Consider the following 24,448-nt stretch of genomic DNA (forward strand, 5'->3'; position numbering starts at 1 on the left):
GCCCTATTGAAGAAAGTGCCAACACACTTTTTAGGCTGTTACCCCATTCATGTGAGGTAAAAACACAATAAGGAGGAGTTAATATGTATTCAATCACTTCTACAAAAAAATTACATAATGGAATCGAAATGCCGCGTTTTGGTCTTGGTGTCTATAAAATGACAGAACCAGAAGAAGCATTCAATGCGATCAAGAAGGCGTTAGATACTGGATATATTGCAGTAGATACAGCCGCATTATATGGCAATGAAAAACAAGTAGGTGAAGCTGTACGGGCATCGGGCAAAAGAAGAGAAGAAATTTTCATCACATCGAAAGTTTGGAATACAGATCAGGGATATGATGAAACATTAAGAGCATTTGAAAAAACGTTGAAAGAATTGGATACAGATTATTTAGATTTGTATCTTACACATTGGCCGGTACCAGATAAATTCATGGATACGTATCGAGCAATCGAGCGTTTATATGAAGAAAAGCTAATCCAAGTGCCTGGGGTATCGAATCATGAAATTCATCATTTAGAAAAAATATTTGCACAAGCAAATATCCAGCCAATGGTGAATCAAGTAGAGCTGCATCCTTATCTTACCCAAGAAGAGCTTCGCCAATTCTGCCAAAAGCATGATATTGCGATTACGGCATGGTCACCACTTGGACGCGGGGAAGTATTGAAGGATGAAACCATTCGAGCGATTGGCGAAAAATATGACAAATCAATTGCTCAAACAATTATCAGATGGCATCTGCAAAGCGATCATATTGTTATTCCGAAATCAGTTACACCAAGTCGTATAGAAGAAAATGCAGAAATATTCGACTTTGAATTAAGTCAAGAGGATATGAAAGCGATTGATGGGCTGAACCGAGACCAACGTTTTGGCTCACACCCTGACCATTTTAATTATTAAAAAATAGTCCATCCTTTTTAGGATGGACTATATTTATTTTACTTATCTTTATCTTTCAAAATCGAAGCTTCAAAGAATTGCTTAAACGTCTCTTTTGTCTGTTCTCCTACTACACGAAGCTGTTCCTTGCCATCTTTATAGTAAACAAGGGTTGGCGTACCTTCGATTTGATATTGATCCCATCCTTGTTCAAATTCTAGAAGGTTGTACTGATCTACGTGAACACCCATATCTTTTGCGAGAGGCATAAGGATTGGCGAAACTTTTTTACAATGGACACAATCTGATTTGAAGAAATACACCATTTCTCTTTTGCCACTTGCAATTTTCTTTTCCAACTCTTCTGGCAAGATGATATTTTGATAATTTTTATCATCTAGCAAATCAATAGTTGATTGTTTAAGCGAGTCTTTTTTATACGGATTGTCTGCTAGTTTATCTTTGTTTGATTGGTTATTCAAGAAGTAGAGTGCTACAAATGCAATAACTACAATTAAACCGATAACTAATAGGACTGTTAGTTTATTGTCATTCTTTTTTGTATTTGATGTGTTTTTAGCCAAATTATTTTTCCCCCTTAAGAACGTTCAGCATAAATATGCTTGTAGCAGCAATTAAGATAAAAGCTATGAGTGATAGAAACGGTATCGTGATAAAACCGAGCCAATTGATGTAATCGCCTATGCACGACACACGGCCGCATGATACAGCGGAATCTTGTAAGAAAGGAACCTTTTGGATTCCATAGTGATAGAGTGCTATACATGCACCTATACAAGAGAAGATAGCTGTAGTGACTGCGATGCGCGCATTTTTTTGGATATAGGCTACGCCAATAATAATGACGAGCGGGTACATAAAGATGCGCTGAATCCAGCATAACTTGCACGGCTCATAATGCTGCACTTCAGAAAAGAACAGTGAGCCCATCGTTGCGATTAGTGATACCACCCACATAAATAGTAAGCTATTTTCCAACTTTTTTGTCATGAGTAAACTCCTAATCTTTCAAAATTGAGATATTGATTGTTGCTATTTTAGCATACCTGCATAATGGTGAAAAGTGCAAGCAGACTTACTTGCTAACTTGCTAGCTTTTGGTCATGCCAACATAAATGCCAATATTAGCTAACAATGATATGATGAATAGTATCAGTAAAAGGAAGAGGGAGCGGTAACCGATGCAGCCGACAGATCATTCAAATATACGCTTATTAAAAGAGATTGCAGAACTGCTAAATGAAGGAACTGAATTAAAGCCTATGCTAGAAGGGGCTCTCCGAAAATTTTTAGGGGGGACCAACTTTGAGACAGGCTGGATTTTCTTCATCAACGGTAAAGGGAAGCATGAACTTTTAGCACACGATAATTTACCGGAAGCTTTGTCCTATAATAAGTGCCAATTTTTAGAAAAGGGTGGCTGCTGGTGTTTATCGAAATATCGCAATCAAGAATTAAAGAAGGCTTCCAATATTATTGAATGTCAGCGCCTAGAAAGCGCAGCTTCTGCTAATGTAGGCGATTGTGCACGTATCACACACCATGCAACAGTACCGCTTCAATCGGGTAAGGAACGTTTTGGTTTACTAAATGTTGCTTCTCCAAATACGATTCGCTTTACTAATGATGAACTGGCACTACTTGAATCTGTAGCTTTCCAAATGGGTTCAGCTATTAAACGAATTCTGTTAACAAAACAAGAGCAGGAATTAGCATTGGTGCAAGAACGTAATCGATTAGCGAGAGATCTACATGATTCTGTGAATCAACTTTTATTTTCTGTCACATTGACTTCTCGTGGTGGAGAAGAGATGACCGATCAGATTGAAATCAAGGAAACATTTAAGGAGATACAAAATTTGACGCAAGAGGCGTTAACAGAAATGCGGGCGCTCATCTGGCAGCTACGTCCTAAGGGCTTGGAAAGCGGACTGATGGAAGCCGTGAAAGGGTACGCTGAAATGCTCGGTTTACAGTTGAAAGTGAAAGTGACGGGGGTACTGCAATTACCATCTCGTATTGAAGAAACGCTTTTTCGACTGACGCAAGAGGCCTTAAATAATATACGTAAACATGCAGGAGTAAAGAAGGCTGAAATTTTTGTCACCATTACAAATCGAGATGTACTGCTCGTTATTAAAGATGAAGGTCGTGGTTTCCAAGTGGATTCGCTCGTAAATCTACCATCGTTTGGGCTAAGGAGCATGAAAGACCGAACTACTTCTTTAGGCGGTACTATTGATTGGGTTAGTGAAATTGGAAAGGGGACGGAGATTTTAATCCGCCTGCCATACTAGGGGGGAAGAAAAAATGATAAAAGTGTTAATCGTGGATGATCATCATGTTGTAAGAAGAGGCCTTTTGTTTTTCTTGAAAACACAAAAGGATATCGAAGTTGTTGGGGAAGCGAGTAACGGTAAGGAAGCGATTGAACTGACGGCATCGCTTCAACCTGATATTATCCTTATGGATTTGGTGATGCCAGAAATGGATGGAATCCAGGCAACCAAGCACATTAAAGCGAAATATCCAAATATCCAGATTATCATGCTGACAAGCTTCTCTGATCGCGATCATGTAGTTCCTGCCATAGAAGCGGGAGCAGCAGGGTATCAATTGAAAGACATTGAACCAGATGAGCTTGTGTTGGCCATCCGTAGAGTGATGGACGGAGAGAATATTATGCATCCGCAAGTAACCACTCAGCTTATCCAAACTCAAGAAATGACCAGCGAACTGCCGCATATGCTGCATCCGTTGACTAATAGGGAACAAGATGTCTTGGGAGAATTGACGAAGGGTAAAAGCAATAAAGAAATTGCGTCCTCTCTTTTTGTAACAGAAAAAACAGTCAAAACCCACATCTCTAACATTTTTGCAAAGCTTGAAGTACAGGACCGTACGCAGGCTGCATTGTACGCAGTTAAACATGGACTAACATCAACTGAATGACTTATTTGGATACGAGTAATATAGGTACACAAAATAAAACCGAGCAGATATGAAAATAAAATTCATATCTGTTCGGTTACTTTTATATGAGCATTTTTTAGGCTATTTTTTATGTGGATTAAATATATTTTGATCCAGAACTCGTTCTAATCCTTCTGGTTCAATGTGGACAAGTGAAACAGCAAAAGGCTTCGCTAGTTTAATTGTGTTTTCAATTTCCTCTGTAATCTGATGGCTTTGCCAAACATCTAATTGGGGATCGACGGTTACTGTCAAATCTACAAATATTAGGTTGCCATGATTGCGTCCCTTTAAATCGACTAGTTCAATCACACCATCTACATTTTTGATGAGAACGGACAAAGCCTCTAGCTCTGCTTCATCAAAGCCATCTGTTAACGCATGGACAGCTTCAAAGAAAATATCATAGGCCGTCTTAATAATTAAAGCACCTACTAAAAATGCTGTGATGGAATCAATAATTGGAAACCCAAAGATAGCACCTAAAATACCAATGGCAGTTCCGAAGCTGACCCAAGCATCCGAACGATTATCATAAGCTGCTGCTTTAATAGCAGAGCTATTAATTCTTTTTGCTAGGCGAATATTGAACATATATACCAGAAACATGACAATGCCACTGCCAAGGGCTACAACAGCTGTTAAGAGGGAAGGAGCCGTATGATGTTCCTCAAAAAAGCTTTTCCCAGCATTTAATAGTACCTGCAAACCGACAATTGCCATGATAAATGACGCGATAAGGGAGGAAATGGTCTCTGCCCGTAAATGGCCATATTGGTGATCTTTATCTGGTGGCTTCTGTGAAATCCTAAGGCCTACTAGAACGGCCGCGGAGGCAATGATATCTGTAGTATTGTTTAGTCCATCTGCTTTTAAAGCTGTCGAATGGCCGATAAAGCCGATGATTAACTTTACGCTGCTTAAGACTAGGTACGTCAGAATACTAAGCCAGGCTCCTTTTTCCCCTTGCCTTAAGTTTGTATATAAGTCCACAATGTTTCCTCCTCGCAAAAGTTTCAAACAAGCGAAAACGACGCACACTACAGAATAGTGTGCGTCGTTCCATGTTTTGTTAAACAAGATAATTAGTTAGGCTGTATTGGATCTGCTACAGTAGCAGCAGTCTCTGAACTCTTTGGAAGTTTTATTACTTCTAAGTATAGTATATGGTGGCCATCTAATTCTTTAATAATAAATTCATAACCTTGCTCAGTGATTTTCTCACCTTTAATCGCTTCAAAATCTTTTGTCATAAACCATCCGCCAATTGTATCGATATCATCCTCTTCAATACGAATGCCTAAGAAGTCATTTACATTTTCAATCAGCATCTTAGCATCGAAAATAAAATGATCCTTGTCAACTTTGCGAATCTCAGGCACTTCATCTTGGTCGAATTCATCGCGGATGTCACCAACGATTTCCTCAATAATATCTTCAATTGTAACAAGGCCGGATGTGCCGCCGTATTCATCCATTAAAATAGCCATATGAATACGTTCACGTTGGAATTTTAAAAGTAAATCACTAATTGGCATTGTTTCAAATACCCGTATAATCGGCTGCATATATTGTGTTACGGATGTATCGCCTTTTGCGGGATTTTTGATATACGCTGTAAGCAAGTGCTTCATATTAACAAGGCCGATGATATGGTCCTTGTCACCTTCAATAATAGGGTAGCGCGTATATTGTTCAACACCCATTACTTCAAATACTTCTTTTAGTGTCAGTTCTTTTTCAATGCCAATGATTTCTGTACGAGGGACCATGATTTCCTTGGCTGTACGATCATCGAATTCAAAAATGCTATTCACATATTTGTATTCGGATTGGTTGATCTCGCCGCCTTTTAAACTATCGGATAAGATAATCCTTAATTCTTCTTCCGTCATGGCAACCTCAGATTCATTTGTAGATTTAAGGCCAAACAGTCTTGCTAAACCATTTGCGGACGAATTTAAAATCTTAATGAATATAAACATCACATTGTGGAAACCAATTAAAAATCCGGAAACGCCGAGTGCGACATTTTCTGCTTTTTGAATGGCCAATGTTTTTGGTGCCAATTCTCCGACGACAACATGTACAAATGTCACAATCGAGAAGGATATGATAAATGAAAGGACCGTTGTAACACTATTATTAAGTTGCAGCAAGTTAAAGAGCGGCTCTAACAATTTGGCTACTGTTCCTTCACCTAACCAACCGAGACCGAGTGAGGTAATCGTAATACCCAGCTGGCACGCGGATAAATATTCATCTAAATTAGAAATTACTTTTTTCGCTTTAATGGCTTTTTTGTTGCCTTCAGCGATTAATTGATCAATACGAGTTGTTCTAACCTTTACGATAGCAAACTCTGTTGCTACGAAAACTGCTGAACATGCGATCAAGACAGCAAACGCTGTCAATCGTATGGCTATGTCCAAAGACTTCCTTTGTTCCAAGACCCAAATGAGGGGGAGAACAAAGTGTACACCTCCTGTGAAATGAAAAATATTTTAGTAAGATAATCATAAAATATTTAGCGAAAAAAAACAAATCATCACCTTCTATTTGTTATGATTTACTAATAAAATTGGTCTTTTGCCACCAAATAGGGGAAATAGTATATTCATTGGTAGTGTATTAACTCTATTAAAGTACCTATCAAAAGACATGAAAAATCAGAAAAAAAGGTTGATTAAATATAAAATAACTAATTTTATAAATTTTTAGAAAAATCATTGACACTAACAAAAACGCAATGCTAATATTAAGGAACACTAAATAATAAATGGGAAATGGAGGTAATTAACATGAAAATGATACGCAACAATCTTATAACTCAATATCATAATGTTTCTCCTGCTCCTATTAACTTCAATTGAATTAGTAGATGTTACGGGAGGGTTCCGTACTCTTTTATGCTGGCGCATGCTCTTATAAGGGTATGCGCTTTTTTGTGTTCCTAATTCAATCATTAGTGCAAAACAAACAAAGGAGAGAGCAGTATGTACTACCAAAAAATGAAAAAGCATTTAAACAAGGATTCGATAGAAGATGGCTAGCTAAGAAAGCGAAAGAAGAGAGGAAGGAAAAGATAAATGTTCGATGTATTAGTGAAATTACAGTGGTTTTTTAAAGAAAATAGAAAAAGATATACAATCGCAGTGGCCTTGCTTATAGTGGCTAACGCTTTTGAAGTTATTCCACCATGGCTAATCGGCAAGTCGATAGACGCTATCCATAGAGAAACGCTGACGACTACCTTGCTATTTCAATTCCTTGGGGGTTTGGCAATTGTCATGACTTTAGCCTATATTGTCAACTTCGTATGGCAATTCCAACTATTTGGCGGCTCCAACGTGATTGAACGTAGGCTTCGTAAAAACTTAATGCAGCAATTTTTACGAATGTCTCCGCCATTTTACGAACGTAACCGTACAGGTGACTTGATGGCAAGAGCTACCAATGATTTACGCGCTGTTTCTGAGACAGCGGGTTTTGGTATTATGACACTCTTAGATTCGACCTTATATCTAGGCACGATATTGTTGATGATGGCTTTTTCTGTATCTTGGAAATTAACGCTAGCAGCTATTATTCCACTACCTATTTTAGCGATTACCATGCAAATGCTAGGGAAAAAAATTCATGAAAAATATACAATCGCCCAAGATGCGTTTGGCCATATGAATGATAGTGTACTAGAGGCAGTTGAAGGTGTGCGTGTTGTTCGTGCATATGTGCATGAGAGAGAAACAGAAAACAAGTTCGGTGAAATGACAGAAGATGTATACAAAAAAAATATGGACGTAGAACGGATTGATGCATGGTTTACGCCCATCACAAGAGTCTTAACAGGCCTCAGCTATATGATCGGTCTTGGATACGGAGCATATTTGGTTTCCATCGGGGATATAACACTAGGCAAACTGATTTCGTTTAACGTGTATCTTGGTATGATCGTTTGGCCAATGTTTGCAATTGGCGAGCTGATCAATGTCATGCAGCGGGGAAATGCATCGCTTGACCGTGTGCAAGAAACGTTAAATGAAACAGAAGATGTGAAAGACCCGTCCGCACCAGTCGTAGTGGAAAGTCCAAATTCAATCGATTTCCAAGACGTCACATTCCAATATCCGCAATCGCAGTCTATTAACTTAGCTCACTTAGATATTTCATTGAAGAAGGGGCATACATTAGGGATTGTAGGGAAAACAGGAAGTGGCAAAACGACAATTGTCAAACAACTACTAAAAGAGTATCCGACAGGTGAAGGGGCATTACAAATTTCTAAAGAAGAAATCGGTGCCCAAAGTAAAGAACAAGTACGGAAGTGGATCGGCTATGTGCCTCAGGATCATGTGCTTTTCTCTCGTACGATTAGAGAAAATATTCTATTTGGAAAACAGGATGCCACAGAGGAAGAGCTTAAAGAAGCGATCCGTGTTTCATGTTTTGATAACGATTTACAGATGCTGCCTATGGGGTTAGATACCATGGTAGGAGAAAAAGGCGTTTCACTTTCTGGAGGGCAAAAGCAACGGATATCTATTGCACGTGCTTTAATCCGTGATCCTGAAATTCTTATTTTGGATGATTCCCTGTCAGCTGTGGATGCAAAAACAGAAAGCAGAATCGTGAAAAATATCCAAGAGGAAAGACAGGATAAAACAACGATTATTGTGACACACCGTTTGTCTGCTATCATGCATGCAGATTGGATTATCGTCCTTGAAAACGGAAAGATCATAGAAGAAGGAACGCATAGCGATCTCCTCAAGCAAAACGGTTGGTATAAAGAGCAACACAATCGCCAGCAGATCGAGGGGGCGAAATAATGAACACTACACAAAGACTTTGGCAATACGCGCTGCTTTATAAAAAAACATTGCTGGTAGGGCTATTCCTCTTGGCAATCGCCGTAGCAGCAGATTTGGCAGGACCGTTTGTCGCCAAGAAAATCATTGATGACCATATCGCCAAATCAGTAACAAATGGTTTGAAATTCAAGCCTATTGCAGTTTTATTGGCAGTATTCTTCGGCCTAGCGGTGACAACAGCTATCTTCCGTTATGGCCAATATATCATGCTGCAAGTGGGCGCGAACCGCATTATTCAAAAAATGCGAAACGATGTCTATAAGCATATTCAAACATTGCCGATCAACTATTTTGACCGATTGCCAGCAGGTAAGGTGGTCTCTCGCGTAACGAATGATACAGAGGCCATTCATGATCTGTTCGTGACAGTTGTCTCGCAATTTGCGGCTAGCTTCATGACTATCTTCGGTGTCTACATTGCGCTTTTCATCTTAGATTGGAAAATGGCCTGCTACGCATTGCTTGTTATTCCGATGCTGATTGTATGGGCCATTCTTTACCGTAAATATGCGGCGAAATACAACCATATCGTTCGTGGAAAACTGTCAGATATGAACGGTATGATCAATGAATCGATCAACGGTATGACGATTATCCAAGCGTTTGGTCAAGAAAAGCAAATTGAAGGCGAGTTCAATGAATTAAATGATGAATATTATAAATATCAAAACAAACTAGTTTTTTTGGATGCTGTGACTTCTCACAATTTAGTAAATGTCATCCGATCACTGACATTTATTATGTTCATCTGGTATTTTGGAAGCGCAGAGTTGGATGGTCAAACAGCCATTTCTGTCGGGATGCTATATGCATTTGTAGACTACATCACTAGGCTTTTCAACCCTGTTACTAATATCGTCAATCAGCTTGCACGCCTTGAAAGAGCAAATGTTGCCTCTGAACGTGTATTTGAATTGCTAGATGAAGAAGGGGAAGCAGTCGATGATACCCGTATTCCACGATATAAAGGTGATGTAGCATTCAACCATGTATGGTTTGCATACAAAGATGAGGAATATGTATTAAAAGATATTAATTTTGAAGCAAAGCAAGGGCAGACAGTCGCGCTAGTGGGTCATACGGGATCTGGCAAAAGCTCCATTATGAATTTGCTGTTTCGTTTTTACGATGTAACGAAAGGGTCGATTACCGTTGACGGCAAAGATATACGAGACTGCTCCCGCCAAACTCTTCGCGAACATATGGGGATTGTTTTACAGGATCCGTATTTATTCACAGGGACCATCGCATCGAATGTTAGCTTAGATGATCCGCATATCTCAAGAGAGACTGTGGAAGAAGCGCTAAAAGCAGTTGGCGGAGATCGAGTGTTAGAGAACTTGCCAGGTGGACTGGATGAGCCAGTGATTGAAAAAGGAAGCACTTTGTCATCTGGACAGCGCCAGCTCATTTCTTTCGCTCGTGCGCTTGCATTCAATCCAGCGATTTTGATATTAGATGAAGCAACGTCCAATATCGATACAGAAACGGAAGAAATCATCCAACACGCAATGGATGTATTGAAAAAAGGACGTACGACATTCATCATCGCCCACAGGCTTTCTACTATTAAAAATGCAGACCACATTTTAGTACTAGATAGAGGCGAGATTGTGGAACAAGGAACGCATGATGAACTTCTGCTTCATGGCGGAAGGTATAACCAAATGTATAAACTGCAGTCCGGTGAAATAAAGTAAAGCTCACTTAGTCGGCTTAAGGAAAATAAGATTTACGCCGCCCTGTATGCAAAAAATCCAACGATGAAGAATCTTTCTTCGTTGGATTTTTTCTTTTTGGCAAATTTCCACACCACGCATAAGGCAAAAAACTGGTATGATAGAAATTAGTTTTTTAAAAAAGAGATTGAGTTTAAAAGAAAGGAAGTTATGTTCATGGGACAAGTTATTGCTAAGCCAAGCACATTGCGTACAAACATCATATTAACGAACAAATCACGTGCAGGCATATTAGCATTCATGAAAGATGAACAAGCTTTTTTTCATCTTCAAAAGTCGTTTGTAGTCCATATTGAACACGTTCAAAACACTGCAAAAGATGAAATGGCAGCTACACTTTATTTCGGACCAGACGAGAACCAATCACTCTCCAAAGTGCTGGATGGTTGTGTTGCCGTGATGAATTGTGTCGTGAAATATGACGGGCTGCTAGCAACAAACTTTCGCGTACTTAGCAGTGGTGTTCCTGTTCACACAAATAGGCGGCTAAAGACTACCATTGACTTTGCTATTAATGCGAGCAACACAGTTGGTTTGCCGATTGAGCTGCATAATGCGATCCGTCAATTGCCTATTGCAGAGGAACGATCTAAATATGTTCAAAAGCGGATCGCCAGCTGGGAAGGCTACTTAAGTATACAAGAACGCGATGCAACGATGGATGACTTCCGTGCTACATTTACAGATTATAAATGCAACGAAAATTTCACTTATATGACTATTGCCATCAATGGGATAAAGGAAAAAGAGTGGCAAAAAGTGAAGGGTTTAAGCGTTAAAATTCAAGGAGCGAAAGAAGACCTTGGAACGGTCATTAAATCAAATCAAAAAAAGAAAACAGTCGAAATCGAACTGCGGCCGTTTATTCAAAGTCAGCTTCGAAAGGACAAATGGCATCCGAAATCGAAAGAATTAGTGTTTAGCAACTTTGCGACACTTAGCCAAATCAGACGTCTTCGCAAGGGGTTCAGCGATTTGGAGAAGGGGCTTGCTGCCAATGCGAATCTAGAAAAAATCTTATTCGAAGAGAGACCGAGAATTAATCAGCCTAAAAAGAAAGTTTCATTGGATTTCGATAATCGCTTAAATGAATTTCAGCGCGAAGCTGTTGCCGGAGCGCTTTCAGCAGAAGATTTATACGTCATTCAAGGTCCGCCTGGTACAGGGAAGACGACGGTTATATCAGAAATCTGCCAGCAAAATGCCAAGGCTGGGCTTAGAACATTAGTGGCGTCACAATCCAACTTGGCTGTCGATAATGCGCTAAGCAGGCTCCTCTCAAATAAAGATATCCGAATTCTTCGCTATGGACGTACGGAAAGCATCGAAGAAGAAGGCAAAAGGTTTATTGAAGAGAATGTAGCGCAATATTGGCGAGAGCAAACGCTGCATGATCTAGAAGAAGAACTGTCGAGACAAACCGACAATACAGCATTATTAGATGAAAAAATAGCCAAAAAAGAAACCGAACTTCAAGGGTTGAGATCTGAAATTGAAAGCCTTCAAAAGAAATTGGAAGAACAAAAGCGGGCCGAAGTAGAGGTTGAAGCAACACAACAAGAAATCAAAGAATTAAAAAAGAAATTGGGCGCTTTAAGAAAAGAATCACGTGAAGCTGAGGAACGCTTAGAAGCCATCATCAAGCAAAAGACACAAGAAGAGCAACAAATCAGGGAGTTCGAGGAGTTGCTTGGGCAATATGGTTCTCTTAGCCAGTTAGAAGAGCTAGAAGCCCAAAAACAATCCGAAAAAGCAAGTCTACAAAAAGATATTTCATATTTAAACAACAAAAGTGAGCTAGAAAAAGCAGAGCACGCTTTGGAAAACGCACGGCTTGCCTATGGAGATTGGCATGAAAAACATCAAGCATTGCAGAAAGCTCAGCAGGATGTTGAAGGTTGCGGCAAAATTCAAGAACTGCAGGGAATCATGGAGAAAAACAACATTCAGCCGAATGCAAAGATAGAGTGGCAACAGCAATCATTTGAACGCATTCAAGCGCAAATGTTCGGATACACCGAGTGGAAAGAAGTAAGAGAACGATTATTTTCTGCAATCGGCTACTTAGAAGGTAAAATCGGTCCCTCAAAAAGCGAGGAAATTCAAAAACAAGTAGAAGCGCAAGCCGCAAATGGCTATTCTTCCTACGCTATCAGAGAAATTGATTCAGCGATTGATCATTTCAAAAGGTTTTTAGTAGATACAAAAGAAGTCTATGTTAACCAGCTGTATGTATATCTTGAACGCCTATATAATCGTCGCATCTTTGTCGACGAACAATTTGGCATGCTTGAAAACCAACGGCAGGAGATCATGCGCCTGTTCCATATGATGAAGGAAGAAGTAGCGAGTCTCGTCTCTTATCTTCTGAATGCTTCATTACAGCATAAAAGCAGCTTGATGAATGCAGGGAACAGATGGAAAAGCGAAGTAGAACAGTTGCAGCAACGATTGCCAGACTCGTCTGAAGAAGATAAAGAATTGCTGCCGCTTGAAGAATTAAAGGAAATTCTTGCAAGCCAAGAGGCAGAGCTACAAGAACTTCTAGCACATAAACAAAAGATCCAAATCACCACGCCAAAAATTGAAGAGATAAAAGGACAGCTGGAACACTCTTTAATAGAAGAAAGAGAAATATCTGCACAGCTGATTGAAATAAAAAAAGATAGCCAAAAAACGAATGAAGAAGGCTTGGCACAAGAGAAAAAATTAAAAGCATTGGAAGAGCTGCTCAGAGAAGATGTAACGCGCAAGCTCGATTATGTCAAAGAAGCGATCCAACATGTAGAAGCAGCAATAGCAGAATTGCAGCATGAGAAACAGCAATTGCCAATAAAGCAAGAACTCCAAAAGCAATGGCACAAGCTTCTGCTTGAAGCTAGCGAACATGATTTAGACGAAATTAAAAAACTATACGTAAACCATGCTAATGTGATTGGGACCACCTGTGTCGCATCGGCTCGTAAAGAATTTATGGACAACTACCCTACATTTGATGTTGTGATCATTGATGAAGTATCGAAAGCAACACCACCTGAATTGTTGCTACCGATGCTTAAAGGCAAAAAGATTATTTTGGTAGGAGACCATCACCAGCTTCCTCCGCTTATTGGCGATGATACATTGGAAGAAACGTTAAAGGCCATGATGGAGGAAAACAAAGAGCTAGATGAAACAAACGAATTAAAAAAACTGCTGAAAGAGTCATTATTTGAACGCCTGTTTAAAAACCTGCCGAAGACAAATAAACAGATGCTGGCAATTCAGTACCGTATGCATGAAAAAATTATGGATACGATTTCTCCATTTTATGAAAATGAGGATGATCGACTTCAATGTGGGCTTGAGGATTCTGATACAGCACGAGACCATTTCTTAGAAAGTCACTTTGTAAAGCGCCATAATCATTTATTGTGGGTTGATACACCGAATGAAAAGCCATATTTAGAAGAGCAGATGAAGAACGGCAAAAGCCGATATAATCCAGGCGAGCTTGATATCATTCGAGATATGCTGCGGGATCTAGATTCTGCGACAGAAATGGCAATCAGCCAGGGTAGTCTTGAAGCTGGTGTGAAGAAGAGTGTTGGCGTGATTAGCTTTTACGGAGAACAAGTGAAGAAGATCGACCATTTAATTCAACAGGAACTACAATTGCCGAACCTTCATTTGCGTACAGGGACAGTTGACCGTTTCCAAGGGATGGAGATGGATGTCATCATTGTCAGTATGGTCCGCAACGCTACACATAAAGGCGGAGACATTGGCTTTGCAAATGACTATCGCCGTTTGAATGTAGCACTGTCTCGAGCAAGGGAGTTACTCGTATTAGTCGGCAGTACTGAAATGTTTACAAAGCGTGCCAAACGAAAAGAATCCCGCAACATGTACAGCCATCTGCTACAAGTGGTGAAAGAGCAGAAGGGATGGCTTAATCATGAAGGAAATCCCGTTGTAAGGAAGTAGAAGAAACATGTTAAATGAATTAGAGAAAAAGCTCACAGAGCAAGTAAACAAAGACCCGCAAGTTAAAATTCTATCCGTATCCCGCTGGTGTTTTCCTGTTCAAACGGTTGAGTGTATCTTCCATCCAGTGAAGCGGGAAACCATGGATATTTTGATGAAAATGATTTTATTAAGCGTCCAGAAGGCAGAAATAAAGGATCCGAAAGAACTTAGTGATTTATTGCTAGTGGAAGAACTGTTTGTGTTGGATTTATTGCAAAAGCTTATGCGTAAAGGTTTGGTTGAAAAAGAAGTCTATTACCAGTTGACCGTTAAAGGGGAGCGTCAGCTGGAGAATGGCATCTATGAAGAGGAAATGGAAGAAGAAACACAGCAGCTTCTCTATAGTGCTACCCATCATCTATTGCTTTCAGGAGATATGGATAAGGTAGACCGTATCGATGAGCTACCGGAACCATTCAAGTACGCAAGCGAAGAGACGATTGATCTAGACGAAATGGAGATCATCGATGCGCTTCAAAAAACACGCGAAATGCAGGAAGAGGAAGATCAAGACGAGGAGAAAGTTCAAACATTCATTACGTCAATTGATTCCAAAAAAACGATTCAAATTCACGATGTACCATGTATTCAATACGTCCTCTATAATCGTGACAGTGATTTACTATATGTACGCGTTTGGAATACATTAACGGATCAATGGGATGAAAACCTTGAAAATATGCTGGCAGCAAAAGATCTACTCGATTTTAGGAGAGAGTATTTGGAGAAAGAATAATTCGCTCGTATGCTTGTACACGCTACGAGCGAATATGTATTAGTCATACACATGAAAAAGCATTAATTCATGTACCATTTTTTTTACTTTTTCTTCATCTGGCGGAATGGCACCAGTCCATTTAATACTGCCATCTTGTTCATATATGCCTTCATAGCGATTTTGCTTATAAAAAAACTGTATAGTCCAACCAGGCAATTGCTGATTGTCAAAGAATGGCTTATAACTAAAATGCTGAATCACAAATCCATCTCCCTTCTCCTACTTTAGTATAAGTTGCGACTGGTTTATTTGAAAGAAATTGCTAATATTTTTATTATCATGAACGTCTCTGTTATAATATAGCTACTTCAGAGAAACGGGTGAAAAAGGTTGAATACTATACTGACAATCGTATTTATGACGGTAATTGGTGCAGTGATTGGCGGATTTACAAACCATATCGCTATCAAAATGCTTTTTAGGCCGCATAATCCTATATATATCGGTTCGTGGCGCGTCCCATTTACGCCAGGTTTGATTCCGAAACGAAGAGAAGATTTAGCAAGGCAACTAGGGAAAACAGTAGTGAATTATTTGCTGACGCCTGAGATGTTCCGCAAAAAACTATTTACCGTAAAAAATAGGGAACTAGTAGAAGGCTGGTTGAATGACAAAATCCGAAAGCTCTTATTCACGGATGAAAAAACACTCAACGATTGGCTGACGCAAATAGGCGCTGCTCATATGCCTGATATAATAGAACAAAAAGTAGATCAGGCTGTAGCGGAGCAGTTGGACAAGATAAAGAACGTACTATCCAACGAATCGATTGAGTCTTTGCTGCCAGAATCATGGGAAGCAAAAGCGAATAAAAAAATCCCAGAAATGTCTCGTTACATTTTAGAAAAAGCAGGCGGCTATTTCGAATCGCCTGAAGGAACACAAACAATCAAACGTTTGATCGATGACTTCTTAGAATCAAAGGGAACAGTTGGCGGTATGATTCAAATGTTTTTAGGCGATTCCAAATCGCTTGTAGGCCGTGTCCAAAAAGAAATCAACAAATTCATTCAGGCGCCTGGAACGATGGTTCTATTAACTAACCTCTTGTCCAATGAATGGCAAAAAGTAAAAGTCCAATCTGTTACAAATTTACTTGGAGATTTAGATTTCACATCAACGACAAACAGGATCCAAAGCTATGCGAAAAAGGAACTTGCGTTGCAAAGCCGCTTGGACAAGCCACTTGTGCATTACTGGCAAGACGGACCAGAATGGTTTGCAGGCAATATAGTACCGCAAATGACCGAAAAGGGTTTTGCTCTTGCTGAAAGTCAGCTTGAAGATGCCATCAAACGCTTAAATCTAGAACAAATCGTTAAAGAACAGGTAGACTCCTTCCCAGTATCTGTACTGGAGGATCTGGTGCTAGGCATCTCGAAAAAAGAATTCAAGATGATTACTGTATTAGGTTTTGTACTTGGAGGACTTATTGGGATTATTCAAGGAATTGTCGTGATCATCTTCTAATTGAAGAGCCTTTTGAATATATCTACTAGAGAGTAAATGACGAAAACAAAAAGAAAGCAGGGGATCATATGGTTAACATTTACAACGAAATCAATGCATTAGAAGGAACTTTCCGTAAAACTAATGAATATTCAGCCTTGAAAAAAGCGATTGAAACAGTAAAGGGCGATAAAGAAGCAAAGGCTATTTTTAAGAGTTTCAGAGAGGTACAAATGAAACTTCAGAAAAAACAAATGCAAGGCGAGCAAATTGGCGAAGATGAGTTGCAATATGCTCAAAAAACTGCACAGCTAGCACAGCAAAATAAAAAAATCGCCAACATGCTGCAAGCAGAAATGGCTTTAAGCGGATTGATTGAAGAAATTAATCGTACATTAGTCAAACCAATTGAAGGATTGTATAATGAATTAAATTAGTTTTGAACAGCAGGCAACGTGAAAATACGTTGTCTGCGTTTTTTTGTGGAAAGAGAATGCACCTAAAACTAATTACGCTTTGCACGATAAAATTTGCTACAATAGGTGAGATGGTTTGAAATCAGAGGGATTGAAACACATGGTAGAAAGAAGTGACTGGAATGAAAGTATTAAAAATAAATCCCGCATATCCGCAAGACTTTATGCGTGTTTTTCATGATATTACAAACTTATTTTTTGAAGATACAAAGATAGCGAAAAAAGAGATGGTGCCTGATTTAGAAGTGTATTTTACACATTCAATCAGTGATGACCATCTAATTAAAACAGAGGCAGAACTACATGCAGAGGATGAAATTTACCGAAGCCATTATGAACAACAATATGCAAACGAAGGCACGGAAAGAGAACAGAAGATTCGTTTGAAAAGAGCTTTATCACATGTTTTGCTCGATACCTTAGAGCAAATGACAGAGATTAAGCAGCAGTGGGGAATCCTAACGGGCATACGTCCGACAAAGCTTTACCATAAATTTCGTAAAGCAGGCTTATCAGACGAAGAGATTCATCAAAAATTGGTATCTGAATTTAGCTTGTCAGATGAAAAGATAGACATGCTCAAGAAAATTGTTCAAACACAATTAAAGACGATTCCTGATTTAGATCAGATACACCAAGAAGTCAGCATCTATATAGGTATTCCTTTCTGTCCCACGAAATGTGCGTACTGTACGTTTCCTGCATATGCAATCCAAAGTAACAGAAAACAAGGACGTGTTGCGACATTCCTAGATGGCTTACATTATGAAATAGAAGAAATGGGCAAGTGGCTTAAAGAAAATAATATAAAAATCACTTCTGTTTACTTTGGAGGAGGTACTCCAACTTCAATAGAAGCAGATGAAATGGATGCGCTATACAAAACGATGTTTGATTCATTCCCACATATGGAGGCTGTCCGCGAAATTACAGTAGAAGCAGGAAGACCGGATACCATTACAGAGGAAAAGTTGGAAGTGCTGAAAAAGTGGGGAATTGATCGCATCAGCGTAAATCCTCAATCGTATACAGACGAAACGTTGAAAGCGATTGGACGGCACCATAGCGTTCAAGAGACCATAGATAAATTTTGGATGGCTAGAAAGTCTGGCATGAATAATATTAATATGGACTTGATTATCGGCCTTCCAAATGAAGGGCTAGATGAATTTGAACATTCAATAGAAGAAACAGAAAAAATGATGCCGGAATCTTTGACAGTCCATACACTAAGTTTCAAACGCGCTTCTGAAATGACGCATAACAAGGAAAAATATAAAGTGGCGGATCGTAAAACAGCGGAAGCCATGATGCACCGTGCTCATAGCTGGACAGAGGAGCATGGCTATACACCGTATTATTTATATAGACAAAAAAATATTTTGGGGAATTTAGAGAATGTCGGCTATTCGCTACCAGGCGAAGAAAGCATCTATAATATAGCAATCATGGAAGAAGCTCAAACCATCATTGGCTTAGGATGTGGTGCTTCTACAAAGCTTGTTAATAATGCCACAGGAAAAATTAATCAGTATCACAATCCTAAAGAACCAGCCCAGTATATTCTAACGTATCAAGATGCCTTCGATAAAAAAATCGACGCACTTAACGAACTATATGATATTGTGAAGAAATAAGCACCCATGCAATTTCTATACGGATTCTGTATAGAAATTGCTTTTTATTTCCAAATACAGACATATCTTGTAGATAATCAGGCTATACATAAATAACACATATTTAGCATAGGATAAATCATGTTAGGCAACGGACAACCTAGAGCAATAATGGTATAATAATTAGTACAATACAGAGTAAACGACATTATTCGACAGATTCATAGTCTTTAGTCGGCGGGCTATTCGTATTGGAGGTTTAATTATGGACGAATATACACTCAAAACACAACTAACGGCAATCCATCAAGGAGAAGCCGAAGAAGAACAAAATCTATCTGAAATCATAACAGCGATGATTGAACATATAGGTTCTCCCGATAGCGACCTTAGAGAAAATCTTATCTACCAAACACTCTCTCGCTATATTGAAGACAATCGTTTGTCAGATGAGATGCTGACAGATCTCTTAAAGCTAGCTTTAAGTGATGATTATTTATTTTACGAAATTGGTGATGTGGGAACAGATCATATTTTCAAAAGAGCATCTGCTGTCTTATTAATTAAGTGGATACTCACGAAGGATCTAGAACGCGCATTCCTTTCTTTGCCACTCCTCGATAAAGCGAGGAATGAATTAGTCTTATATTTAGATTTAGAACAAGATTTAAGAGGTTACATTCCCGAAAAGGGATGGGCATGTACGATTGCTCATACAGCAGATGCAATTGATGCTTTAGTAAAGAATCCAAAATTGGATGTTGAGCAATTCCCTTCTATATATGAAGCTCTTGTGAATAAAGTATTTACAGCAACCATTGTATATGTAGATGACGAGGAAGAACACTTATTGGCACCGATCGTAACCATGCTTGGAATAGGATTATCTATTGAAACGGTTAGCGGCCTATCTCAGAAAGTACCAGTCTTTTTGGAACTCCAAAAAGAAAAGATGGAAGAGGAAAAATACGTAAGACTCTATAAAAATAGCAAAAATTTCTTAAAGAGCATGTATATTGCGACCGAGGAAAAGGAAGAATGGCTTCCTATCCACTCGAAGATTAATGTATGTTTGACTAATATTAATCAGATGCACCCTCAAAGAAACTATATTGGAAAAATTTAATACTCCAAGACCTTCTCATTCATTAAATGAAAGAGAAGGTCTTTTTTATTAGATCTTATTAGGCTAATTAAAGCAAAATGCATGAAAAAAGTGCTATTACGACAATAAATAGATTAAAAAGAGAATTTAATATTAATTTCTAAGTTACCTATCCTATAATATCCGACATAAAAAATGATGATTCTCACTTTCTATCGCAAAATACGTAAAAAAATAATATAAATGTGACAATAGACTGAATATACTGGAACTAATATTTATGCTATTTTATTTATTTTTATTAAGTTAATTAACTATTTAGATGATTATCTATAAATAAAAATACAAAATCAACTAATAAATTGGGAAAACGATGACATTTTTGAATTAGGCTAATTGTATCTCATTTAAAAATATTCTATCAACTTCTTTTTTTCTTGTTATTAGTTTGATATAGTATTAACAAGCAAGGTTGTCGAAAAGCTGTTTTTGGTGACGACAACTACTTCTAACTATTAGATTGAGGAGGATATGAGAATGGTTAAGTATATCTTAAAAAGGCTTGCCTATATATTAGTTGCATTGTTTGTAATTGTTACAGCAACGTTTTTCTTAATGAGAATTGCTCCAGGTAGTCCTTTCGCTAGTGAGAAAAGTGTACCGCCTGAAATTCAAAAGGCATTAAATGAGGAATATGGATTGAATAATCCATGGTATATCCAATATAAAGATTATTTGGTTTCCACTGCAAAATTTGATTTTGGTGAATCAATGAAATATAAAGGTCGTTCAACAAACGATATGATTTCTGAAAGTTTCCCAATTTCACTTACTTTAGGGATTGAAGCAATGCTATTAGCTGTTGGCTTCGGTATATTAATTGGTGCGGCATCCGCGCTTTATCATAATAAATGGCCCGATTATCTCGGAACCACGTTTGCCGTCTTAGGCATATCTGTCCCGTCCTTTATCTTAGCAGGTTTATTGCAGTATTTTGTCGGGTTAAAGTGGGAGTTACTGCCGATAGCCGGCTGGAATGGCTTCATGTATAGCGTTTTACCAGCTATATCTATTGCCATCATGGATATGGGATTTGTCGCTAAATTAACTCGATCAAGTATGCTTGAACAAAATCATAGTGAATATGTAAAGATGGCTCGTGCCAAAGGGATTGGCAAGTGGACAACTCTTTTCAAGCATTCATTGCGTAATGCTTTAATGCCGGTTGTGACTTATTTAGGACCACTAGCTGCTGGTGTTATTACAGGTAGTTTCATTATCGAACAGATTTTTGCGATTCCTGGCTTAGGTAAATACTTCGTTACAAGTATTTCGAATCGTGATTACACTGTAATCATGGGTACAACAGTATTCTATTCAATTATTCTTTTATTTGCGGTATTACTCGTAGATATTCTATATGTAATTATCGATCCACGTATTAAGTTGAAAGGAGCGAAAAAATAATGACGCAATCATTTAAAGAAATTCCGAAAATTTCAAAAGATAAGTTTAAGATTATCGGAAGAAATGATAAAGATACAGAGAAATTAGCAGATAAATCCGTATCCTTCTGGAAAGAAGTAAGACTGCGATTTTCTCATAATAAGCTAGCTGTTTTTGGTTTAGTAGTTTTAGTAATCGTTGCATTGCTAGCTATTTTCGTTCCTTTGCTTTCTCCATATAGCTATCGCGAACAACTAGGTCTTTATAATGCACCACCTTCTTCAAAACATTGGTTTGGTACAGATGACCTTGGACGAGATGTGTTTGTACGTGTTTGGTTTGGAGCTCGAATCTCCTTATTTATTGGTCTGTCAGCAGCAATAATTGACTTAATTATTGGCGTAACATGGGGAGCAGTTTCAGGTTTATTGGGCGGACGCGTAGATGATATTATGATGCGTATTGCCGATGTTCTTACAGCGGTTCCTTATCTATTAGTAGTTATTATCTTGCTAGTAGTAATGAAACCAGGTTTAATTCCTTTAATTGTTGCTTTATCTATCACAGGTTGGGTAAAGATGGCTCGTATTGTACGTGGTGAAGTATTATCTATTAAAAATCAGGAGTATGTACTTGCAGCAAGAACTCTAGGTGCTGGCACGAAGCATATTATCCTAAAACACCTTGTACCTAATGCTCTAGGTGCAATCTTAGTTACTATGACATTAACGATCCCAAGTGCTATTTTTACAGAGTCATTCCTAAGTTACTTAGGATTGGGTGTTTCTGAACCAATGGCAAGTTGGGGAACAATGGCCTCAGAAGGGAATAAAGCAATTGATACAGCACCATGGCGTCTAATCTTCCCAGCTGTATTTATCTCATTAACAATCTTTGCGTTCAACGCAGTAGGTGACGGCCTTCGTGATGCGCTTGATCCAAAATTACGTAAATAATAATCTTTTAAAGAAGTAGGTGAGAGTATGAGCGAAACATTATTAGAAGTAAAAGATTTGAAAATAAACTTTAAAACTTATGCAGGGATTGTCCAAGCGGTACGCGGTGTTAACTTTGATTTAAAACAAGGCGAGACATTAGCTATTGTAGGGGAGTCAGGCTCCGGGAAATCCGTTACAAGCAATGCGTTGATGAAACTCATTCCACAACCACCTGGCATATATGATCAAGGTCAAATTCTCTTTGAAGGAAGAGATTTGATTCCATTGACAGAAAAAGAAATGACAAAAATCCGCGGTAATGAAATTGCGATGATCTTCCAAGATCCGATGACTGCGTTAAACCCAACGATGAAAGTTGGTAAGCAGATTATGGAAGTAATCTTAAAACATAATAAAAAAGCAACTCGTGACTCAGCTAAAAAGAGAGCGATTGAATTGTTGGATGAAGTAGGGATTCCTTTCCCAGAAAAACGGTTCAAACAATATCCACATGAGTTTTCAGGCGGTATGCGTCAACGTGTAGTTATTGCGATTGCGCTTGCAGCAGAGCCGAAACTATTAATCGCCGATGAACCGACAACAGCACTTGATGTAACAATCCAAGCGCAAATTATAGAACTAATGAAGAAAATTCAAAAAAACAGCAATACATCCATCATCTTTATTACGCATGACTTAGGAGTCGTAGCGAATATCGCTGATCGTGTAGCTGTTATGTATGCTGGCCAAATTGTCGAATATGGTTCAGTAAATGAAATATTCTATAATCCAAGACATCCATATACATGGGGCTTACTTGGCTCTATGCCGGATTTAGAAAACAGTGAAGATGAATTATTGCGCACAATTCCAGGTTCACCACCTGATTTAACTAATCCTCCAAAAGGGGATGCCTTTGCACCACGAAATGAGTTTGCTATGCAAATTGATTATGAAGAAGAACCGCCAATGTTCCAAGTTAGTGAAACACACTTTGCGAAAACATGGCTCTTACATCCTGATGCACCGCAAGTTCCAATACCGGAGGCAGTGCAAAAACGTATTGATGGTTACTTAGCAAAGGACGGTGTTAAACATGTCTGAGAAAATTCTAGAAGTCAAAAACTTAACGCAGCAATTTGGTTCTATTAAGGCTGTTGATGGTATTAGTTTTGATGTTTATAAAGGTGAAACATTGGGTCTTGTAGGGGAATCAGGCTGCGGTAAATCGACAACTGGCCGTTCCATTATCCGTTTGTATGATATGACAGATGGTGAGATCAAATTCAAAGGCGAAGATATTAATGGGAAAAAATCAAAAAGGGATTTAAAAGAATTTAATCGTGAAATGCAGATGATTTTCCAAGATCCCTATGCTTCATTAAATCCTCGTATGACAGCAGGAGAAATTATTGAAGAAGGCTTCGAAATACATGGCCTCTATAAAAATAGAAAAGAACGCAAAGAAAAAATAGGTTCTTTACTAGAAGTAGTAGGACTAAATCGTGAACATGCGAACCGCTATGCGCATGAATTTTCAGGCGGACAACGCCAACGTATCGGTATTGCTAGAGCGCTAAGCTTAAATCCAAGTTTCATTATTGCGGATGAGCCAATTTCTGCACTAGACGTATCCATTCAAGCGCAAGTCGTGAACTTATTGAAAGAACTGCAAAGAAAACATGGGCTTACTTATCTGTTCATCGCTCATGATTTATCAATGGTGAAATATATTAGTGATCGCATTGCAGTAATGAGACGCGGAAAAATATTGGAACTCGGCACTTCAGAGGAAATCTATCAAAATCCGATACACCCTTACACGAAGTCATTGCTTTCAGCAATTCCATTGCCAGATCCTATTTCTGAAAGTACACGTGTAAGAATACCGTATGAACACGAAGACACTGATGCTGAAGCAACAATGCATGAAGTATTTCCGGGACATTTTGTATACGGTACAGATCAACAAATTGCAAAATGGTATAAATAGTTTTGTCTTTTATTTAATAATGAAAGATTTACTATATAAATCAGAGAGAAGCTATAGTTATATAACTAAAAATACAGAAAATTATAATAAAAGTATGTAAATAAGCTATATAATTAAAATATAAGAAAATTAAATTATCACTGAA

Annotated in this window: 20 protein-coding genes; 15 read left to right on the forward strand and 5 right to left on the reverse strand. The window is 38.5% G+C overall.

Annotated elements, in window-relative coordinates; genetic code table 11:
- The first annotated feature begins 83 nt into the window (after positions 1–83).
- Positions 84–911, forward strand: a complete 828-nt coding sequence (locus tag F0527_RS11485) for an aldo/keto reductase (protein WP_150284992.1) — start codon at positions 84–86, stop codon at positions 909–911.
- 38 nt (positions 912–949) lie between these two features.
- Here the strand turns inward: F0527_RS11485 and F0527_RS11490 are convergent, their stop codons facing one another.
- Both F0527_RS11490 and F0527_RS11495 read right to left on the reverse strand, forming a co-directional pair.
- Positions 950–1,474, reverse strand: a complete 525-nt coding sequence (locus F0527_RS11490) for a thioredoxin family protein (protein ID WP_150284993.1) — start codon at positions 1,472–1,474, stop codon at positions 950–952.
- A 1-nt stretch (position 1,475) separates the two neighbouring features.
- Entirely contained in the window at positions 1,476–1,901 is a 426-nt protein-coding gene (locus F0527_RS11495; protein ID WP_066789636.1) for a disulfide oxidoreductase, read from the reverse strand.
- A gap of 191 nt (positions 1,902–2,092) precedes the next feature.
- Between F0527_RS11495 and F0527_RS11500 the strand changes: the two genes are divergently transcribed.
- On the forward strand, positions 2,093–3,208 hold the full coding sequence (locus F0527_RS11500) for a GAF domain-containing sensor histidine kinase (RefSeq protein WP_150284994.1): 1,116 nt from the start codon (positions 2,093–2,095) through the stop codon (positions 3,206–3,208).
- A 13-nt stretch (positions 3,209–3,221) separates the two neighbouring features.
- On the forward strand, positions 3,222–3,863 hold the full coding sequence (locus F0527_RS11505; RefSeq protein WP_150284995.1) for a response regulator: 642 nt from the start codon (positions 3,222–3,224) through the stop codon (positions 3,861–3,863).
- Between the two features lie 102 nt (positions 3,864–3,965).
- On the opposite strand, the gene F0527_RS11510 is transcribed toward F0527_RS11505, so the two are convergent.
- Complete coding sequence (locus F0527_RS11510) at positions 3,966–4,877, reverse strand: cation diffusion facilitator family transporter (RefSeq protein WP_066789630.1); 912 nt, start codon at positions 4,875–4,877, stop codon at positions 3,966–3,968.
- Between the two features lie 92 nt (positions 4,878–4,969).
- Positions 4,970–6,316, reverse strand: a complete 1,347-nt coding sequence (locus F0527_RS11515; protein WP_223823591.1) for a hemolysin family protein — start codon at positions 6,314–6,316, stop codon at positions 4,970–4,972.
- 657 nt (positions 6,317–6,973) lie between these two features.
- Between F0527_RS11515 and F0527_RS11520 the strand changes: the two genes are divergently transcribed.
- From F0527_RS11520 to F0527_RS11535, 4 genes are all read left to right on the forward strand, one after another.
- Entirely contained in the window at positions 6,974–8,713 is a 1,740-nt protein-coding gene (locus F0527_RS11520; RefSeq protein ID WP_150284996.1) for an ABC transporter ATP-binding protein, read from the forward strand.
- A complete protein-coding gene (locus tag F0527_RS11525; RefSeq protein WP_150284997.1) occupies positions 8,713–10,455 on the forward strand; it encodes an ABC transporter ATP-binding protein in 1,743 nt (580 codons plus the stop codon). Before F0527_RS11520 ends, F0527_RS11525 begins: the two co-directional genes overlap by 1 nt.
- Before the next feature lie 195 nt (positions 10,456–10,650).
- Entirely contained in the window at positions 10,651–14,460 is a 3,810-nt protein-coding gene (locus F0527_RS11530; protein ID WP_150284998.1) for a DEAD/DEAH box helicase, read from the forward strand.
- A 7-nt stretch (positions 14,461–14,467) separates the two neighbouring features.
- A complete protein-coding gene (locus F0527_RS11535; RefSeq protein ID WP_147196205.1) occupies positions 14,468–15,238 on the forward strand; it encodes a hypothetical protein in 771 nt (256 codons plus the stop codon).
- A 39-nt stretch (positions 15,239–15,277) separates the two neighbouring features.
- Here the strand turns inward: F0527_RS11535 and F0527_RS11540 are convergent, their stop codons facing one another.
- Positions 15,278–15,481, reverse strand: coding sequence for a YheE family protein (locus tag F0527_RS11540; protein WP_066789620.1), 204 nt, complete (start codon positions 15,479–15,481; stop codon positions 15,278–15,280).
- A 129-nt stretch (positions 15,482–15,610) separates the two neighbouring features.
- Here F0527_RS11540 and F0527_RS11545 point away from each other — a divergent pair, with 129 nt between their 5' ends.
- The 8 genes from F0527_RS11545 to F0527_RS11580 all read left to right on the forward strand — a co-directional run bounded on the left by F0527_RS11545 (position 15,611) and on the right by F0527_RS11580 (position 24,303).
- The gene (locus F0527_RS11545) at positions 15,611–16,750 is read left to right on the forward strand and encodes a DUF445 domain-containing protein (protein WP_223823592.1); all 1,140 of its coding nucleotides are present in this window, start codon (positions 15,611–15,613) and stop codon (positions 16,748–16,750) included.
- Positions 16,751–16,818: 68 nt separating this feature from the next.
- A complete protein-coding gene (locus F0527_RS11550; protein WP_066789619.1) occupies positions 16,819–17,166 on the forward strand; it encodes a YlbF family regulator in 348 nt (115 codons plus the stop codon).
- Positions 17,167–17,327: 161 nt separating this feature from the next.
- The gene (locus tag F0527_RS11555; RefSeq protein WP_150284999.1) at positions 17,328–18,842 is read left to right on the forward strand and encodes a coproporphyrinogen III oxidase; all 1,515 of its coding nucleotides are present in this window, start codon (positions 17,328–17,330) and stop codon (positions 18,840–18,842) included.
- 244 nt (positions 18,843–19,086) lie between these two features.
- A complete protein-coding gene (locus F0527_RS11560) occupies positions 19,087–19,947 on the forward strand; it encodes a DUF2785 domain-containing protein (RefSeq protein ID WP_150285000.1) in 861 nt (286 codons plus the stop codon).
- Between the two features lie 516 nt (positions 19,948–20,463).
- Positions 20,464–21,393, forward strand: coding sequence for an ABC transporter permease (locus tag F0527_RS11565; protein ID WP_150285001.1), 930 nt, complete (start codon positions 20,464–20,466; stop codon positions 21,391–21,393).
- Entirely contained in the window at positions 21,393–22,328 is a 936-nt protein-coding gene (locus F0527_RS11570; protein WP_150285002.1) for an ABC transporter permease, read from the forward strand. Before F0527_RS11565 ends, F0527_RS11570 begins: the two co-directional genes overlap by 1 nt.
- 27 nt (positions 22,329–22,355) lie before the next feature.
- Complete coding sequence (locus F0527_RS11575; protein ID WP_147196214.1) at positions 22,356–23,414, forward strand: ABC transporter ATP-binding protein; 1,059 nt, start codon at positions 22,356–22,358, stop codon at positions 23,412–23,414.
- Positions 23,407–24,303, forward strand: coding sequence for an ABC transporter ATP-binding protein (locus F0527_RS11580; protein WP_150285003.1), 897 nt, complete (start codon positions 23,407–23,409; stop codon positions 24,301–24,303). Before F0527_RS11575 ends, F0527_RS11580 begins: the two co-directional genes overlap by 8 nt.
- Positions 24,304–24,448 lie beyond the last annotated feature (145 nt).

The sequence above is a fragment of the Rummeliibacillus sp. TYF-LIM-RU47 genome, from assembly GCF_008638315.1.
Classification (GTDB): domain Bacteria; phylum Bacillota; class Bacilli; order Bacillales_A; family Planococcaceae; genus Rummeliibacillus; species Rummeliibacillus stabekisii.

What these genes read in the sequence shown, in the direction of transcription:
- F0527_RS11485 (WP_150284992.1), top strand. Translation starts at nt 84, where the DNA reads ATGTATTCAATCACTTCTACAAAAAAATTACATAATGGAATCGAAATG.
- F0527_RS11495 (WP_066789636.1), bottom strand. Translation starts at nt 1,901, where the DNA reads ATGACAAAAAAGTTGGAAAATAGCTTACTATTTATGTGGGTGGTATCA.
- F0527_RS11500 (WP_150284994.1), top strand. Translation starts at nt 2,093, where the DNA reads ATGCAGCCGACAGATCATTCAAATATACGCTTATTAAAAGAGATTGCA.
- F0527_RS11505 (WP_150284995.1), top strand. Translation starts at nt 3,222, where the DNA reads ATGATAAAAGTGTTAATCGTGGATGATCATCATGTTGTAAGAAGAGGC.
- F0527_RS11520 (WP_150284996.1), top strand. Translation starts at nt 6,974, where the DNA reads ATGTTCGATGTATTAGTGAAATTACAGTGGTTTTTTAAAGAAAATAGA.
- F0527_RS11525 (WP_150284997.1), top strand. Translation starts at nt 8,713, where the DNA reads ATGAACACTACACAAAGACTTTGGCAATACGCGCTGCTTTATAAAAAA.
- F0527_RS11530 (WP_150284998.1), top strand. Translation starts at nt 10,651, where the DNA reads ATGGGACAAGTTATTGCTAAGCCAAGCACATTGCGTACAAACATCATA.
- F0527_RS11535 (WP_147196205.1), top strand. Translation starts at nt 14,468, where the DNA reads ATGTTAAATGAATTAGAGAAAAAGCTCACAGAGCAAGTAAACAAAGAC.
- F0527_RS11550 (WP_066789619.1), top strand. Translation starts at nt 16,819, where the DNA reads ATGGTTAACATTTACAACGAAATCAATGCATTAGAAGGAACTTTCCGT.
- F0527_RS11555 (WP_150284999.1), top strand. Translation starts at nt 17,328, where the DNA reads ATGAAAGTATTAAAAATAAATCCCGCATATCCGCAAGACTTTATGCGT.
- F0527_RS11560 (WP_150285000.1), top strand. Translation starts at nt 19,087, where the DNA reads ATGGACGAATATACACTCAAAACACAACTAACGGCAATCCATCAAGGA.
- F0527_RS11565 (WP_150285001.1), top strand. Translation starts at nt 20,464, where the DNA reads ATGGTTAAGTATATCTTAAAAAGGCTTGCCTATATATTAGTTGCATTG.
- F0527_RS11570 (WP_150285002.1), top strand. Translation starts at nt 21,393, where the DNA reads ATGACGCAATCATTTAAAGAAATTCCGAAAATTTCAAAAGATAAGTTT.
- F0527_RS11575 (WP_147196214.1), top strand. Translation starts at nt 22,356, where the DNA reads ATGAGCGAAACATTATTAGAAGTAAAAGATTTGAAAATAAACTTTAAA.
- F0527_RS11580 (WP_150285003.1), top strand. Translation starts at nt 23,407, where the DNA reads ATGTCTGAGAAAATTCTAGAAGTCAAAAACTTAACGCAGCAATTTGGT.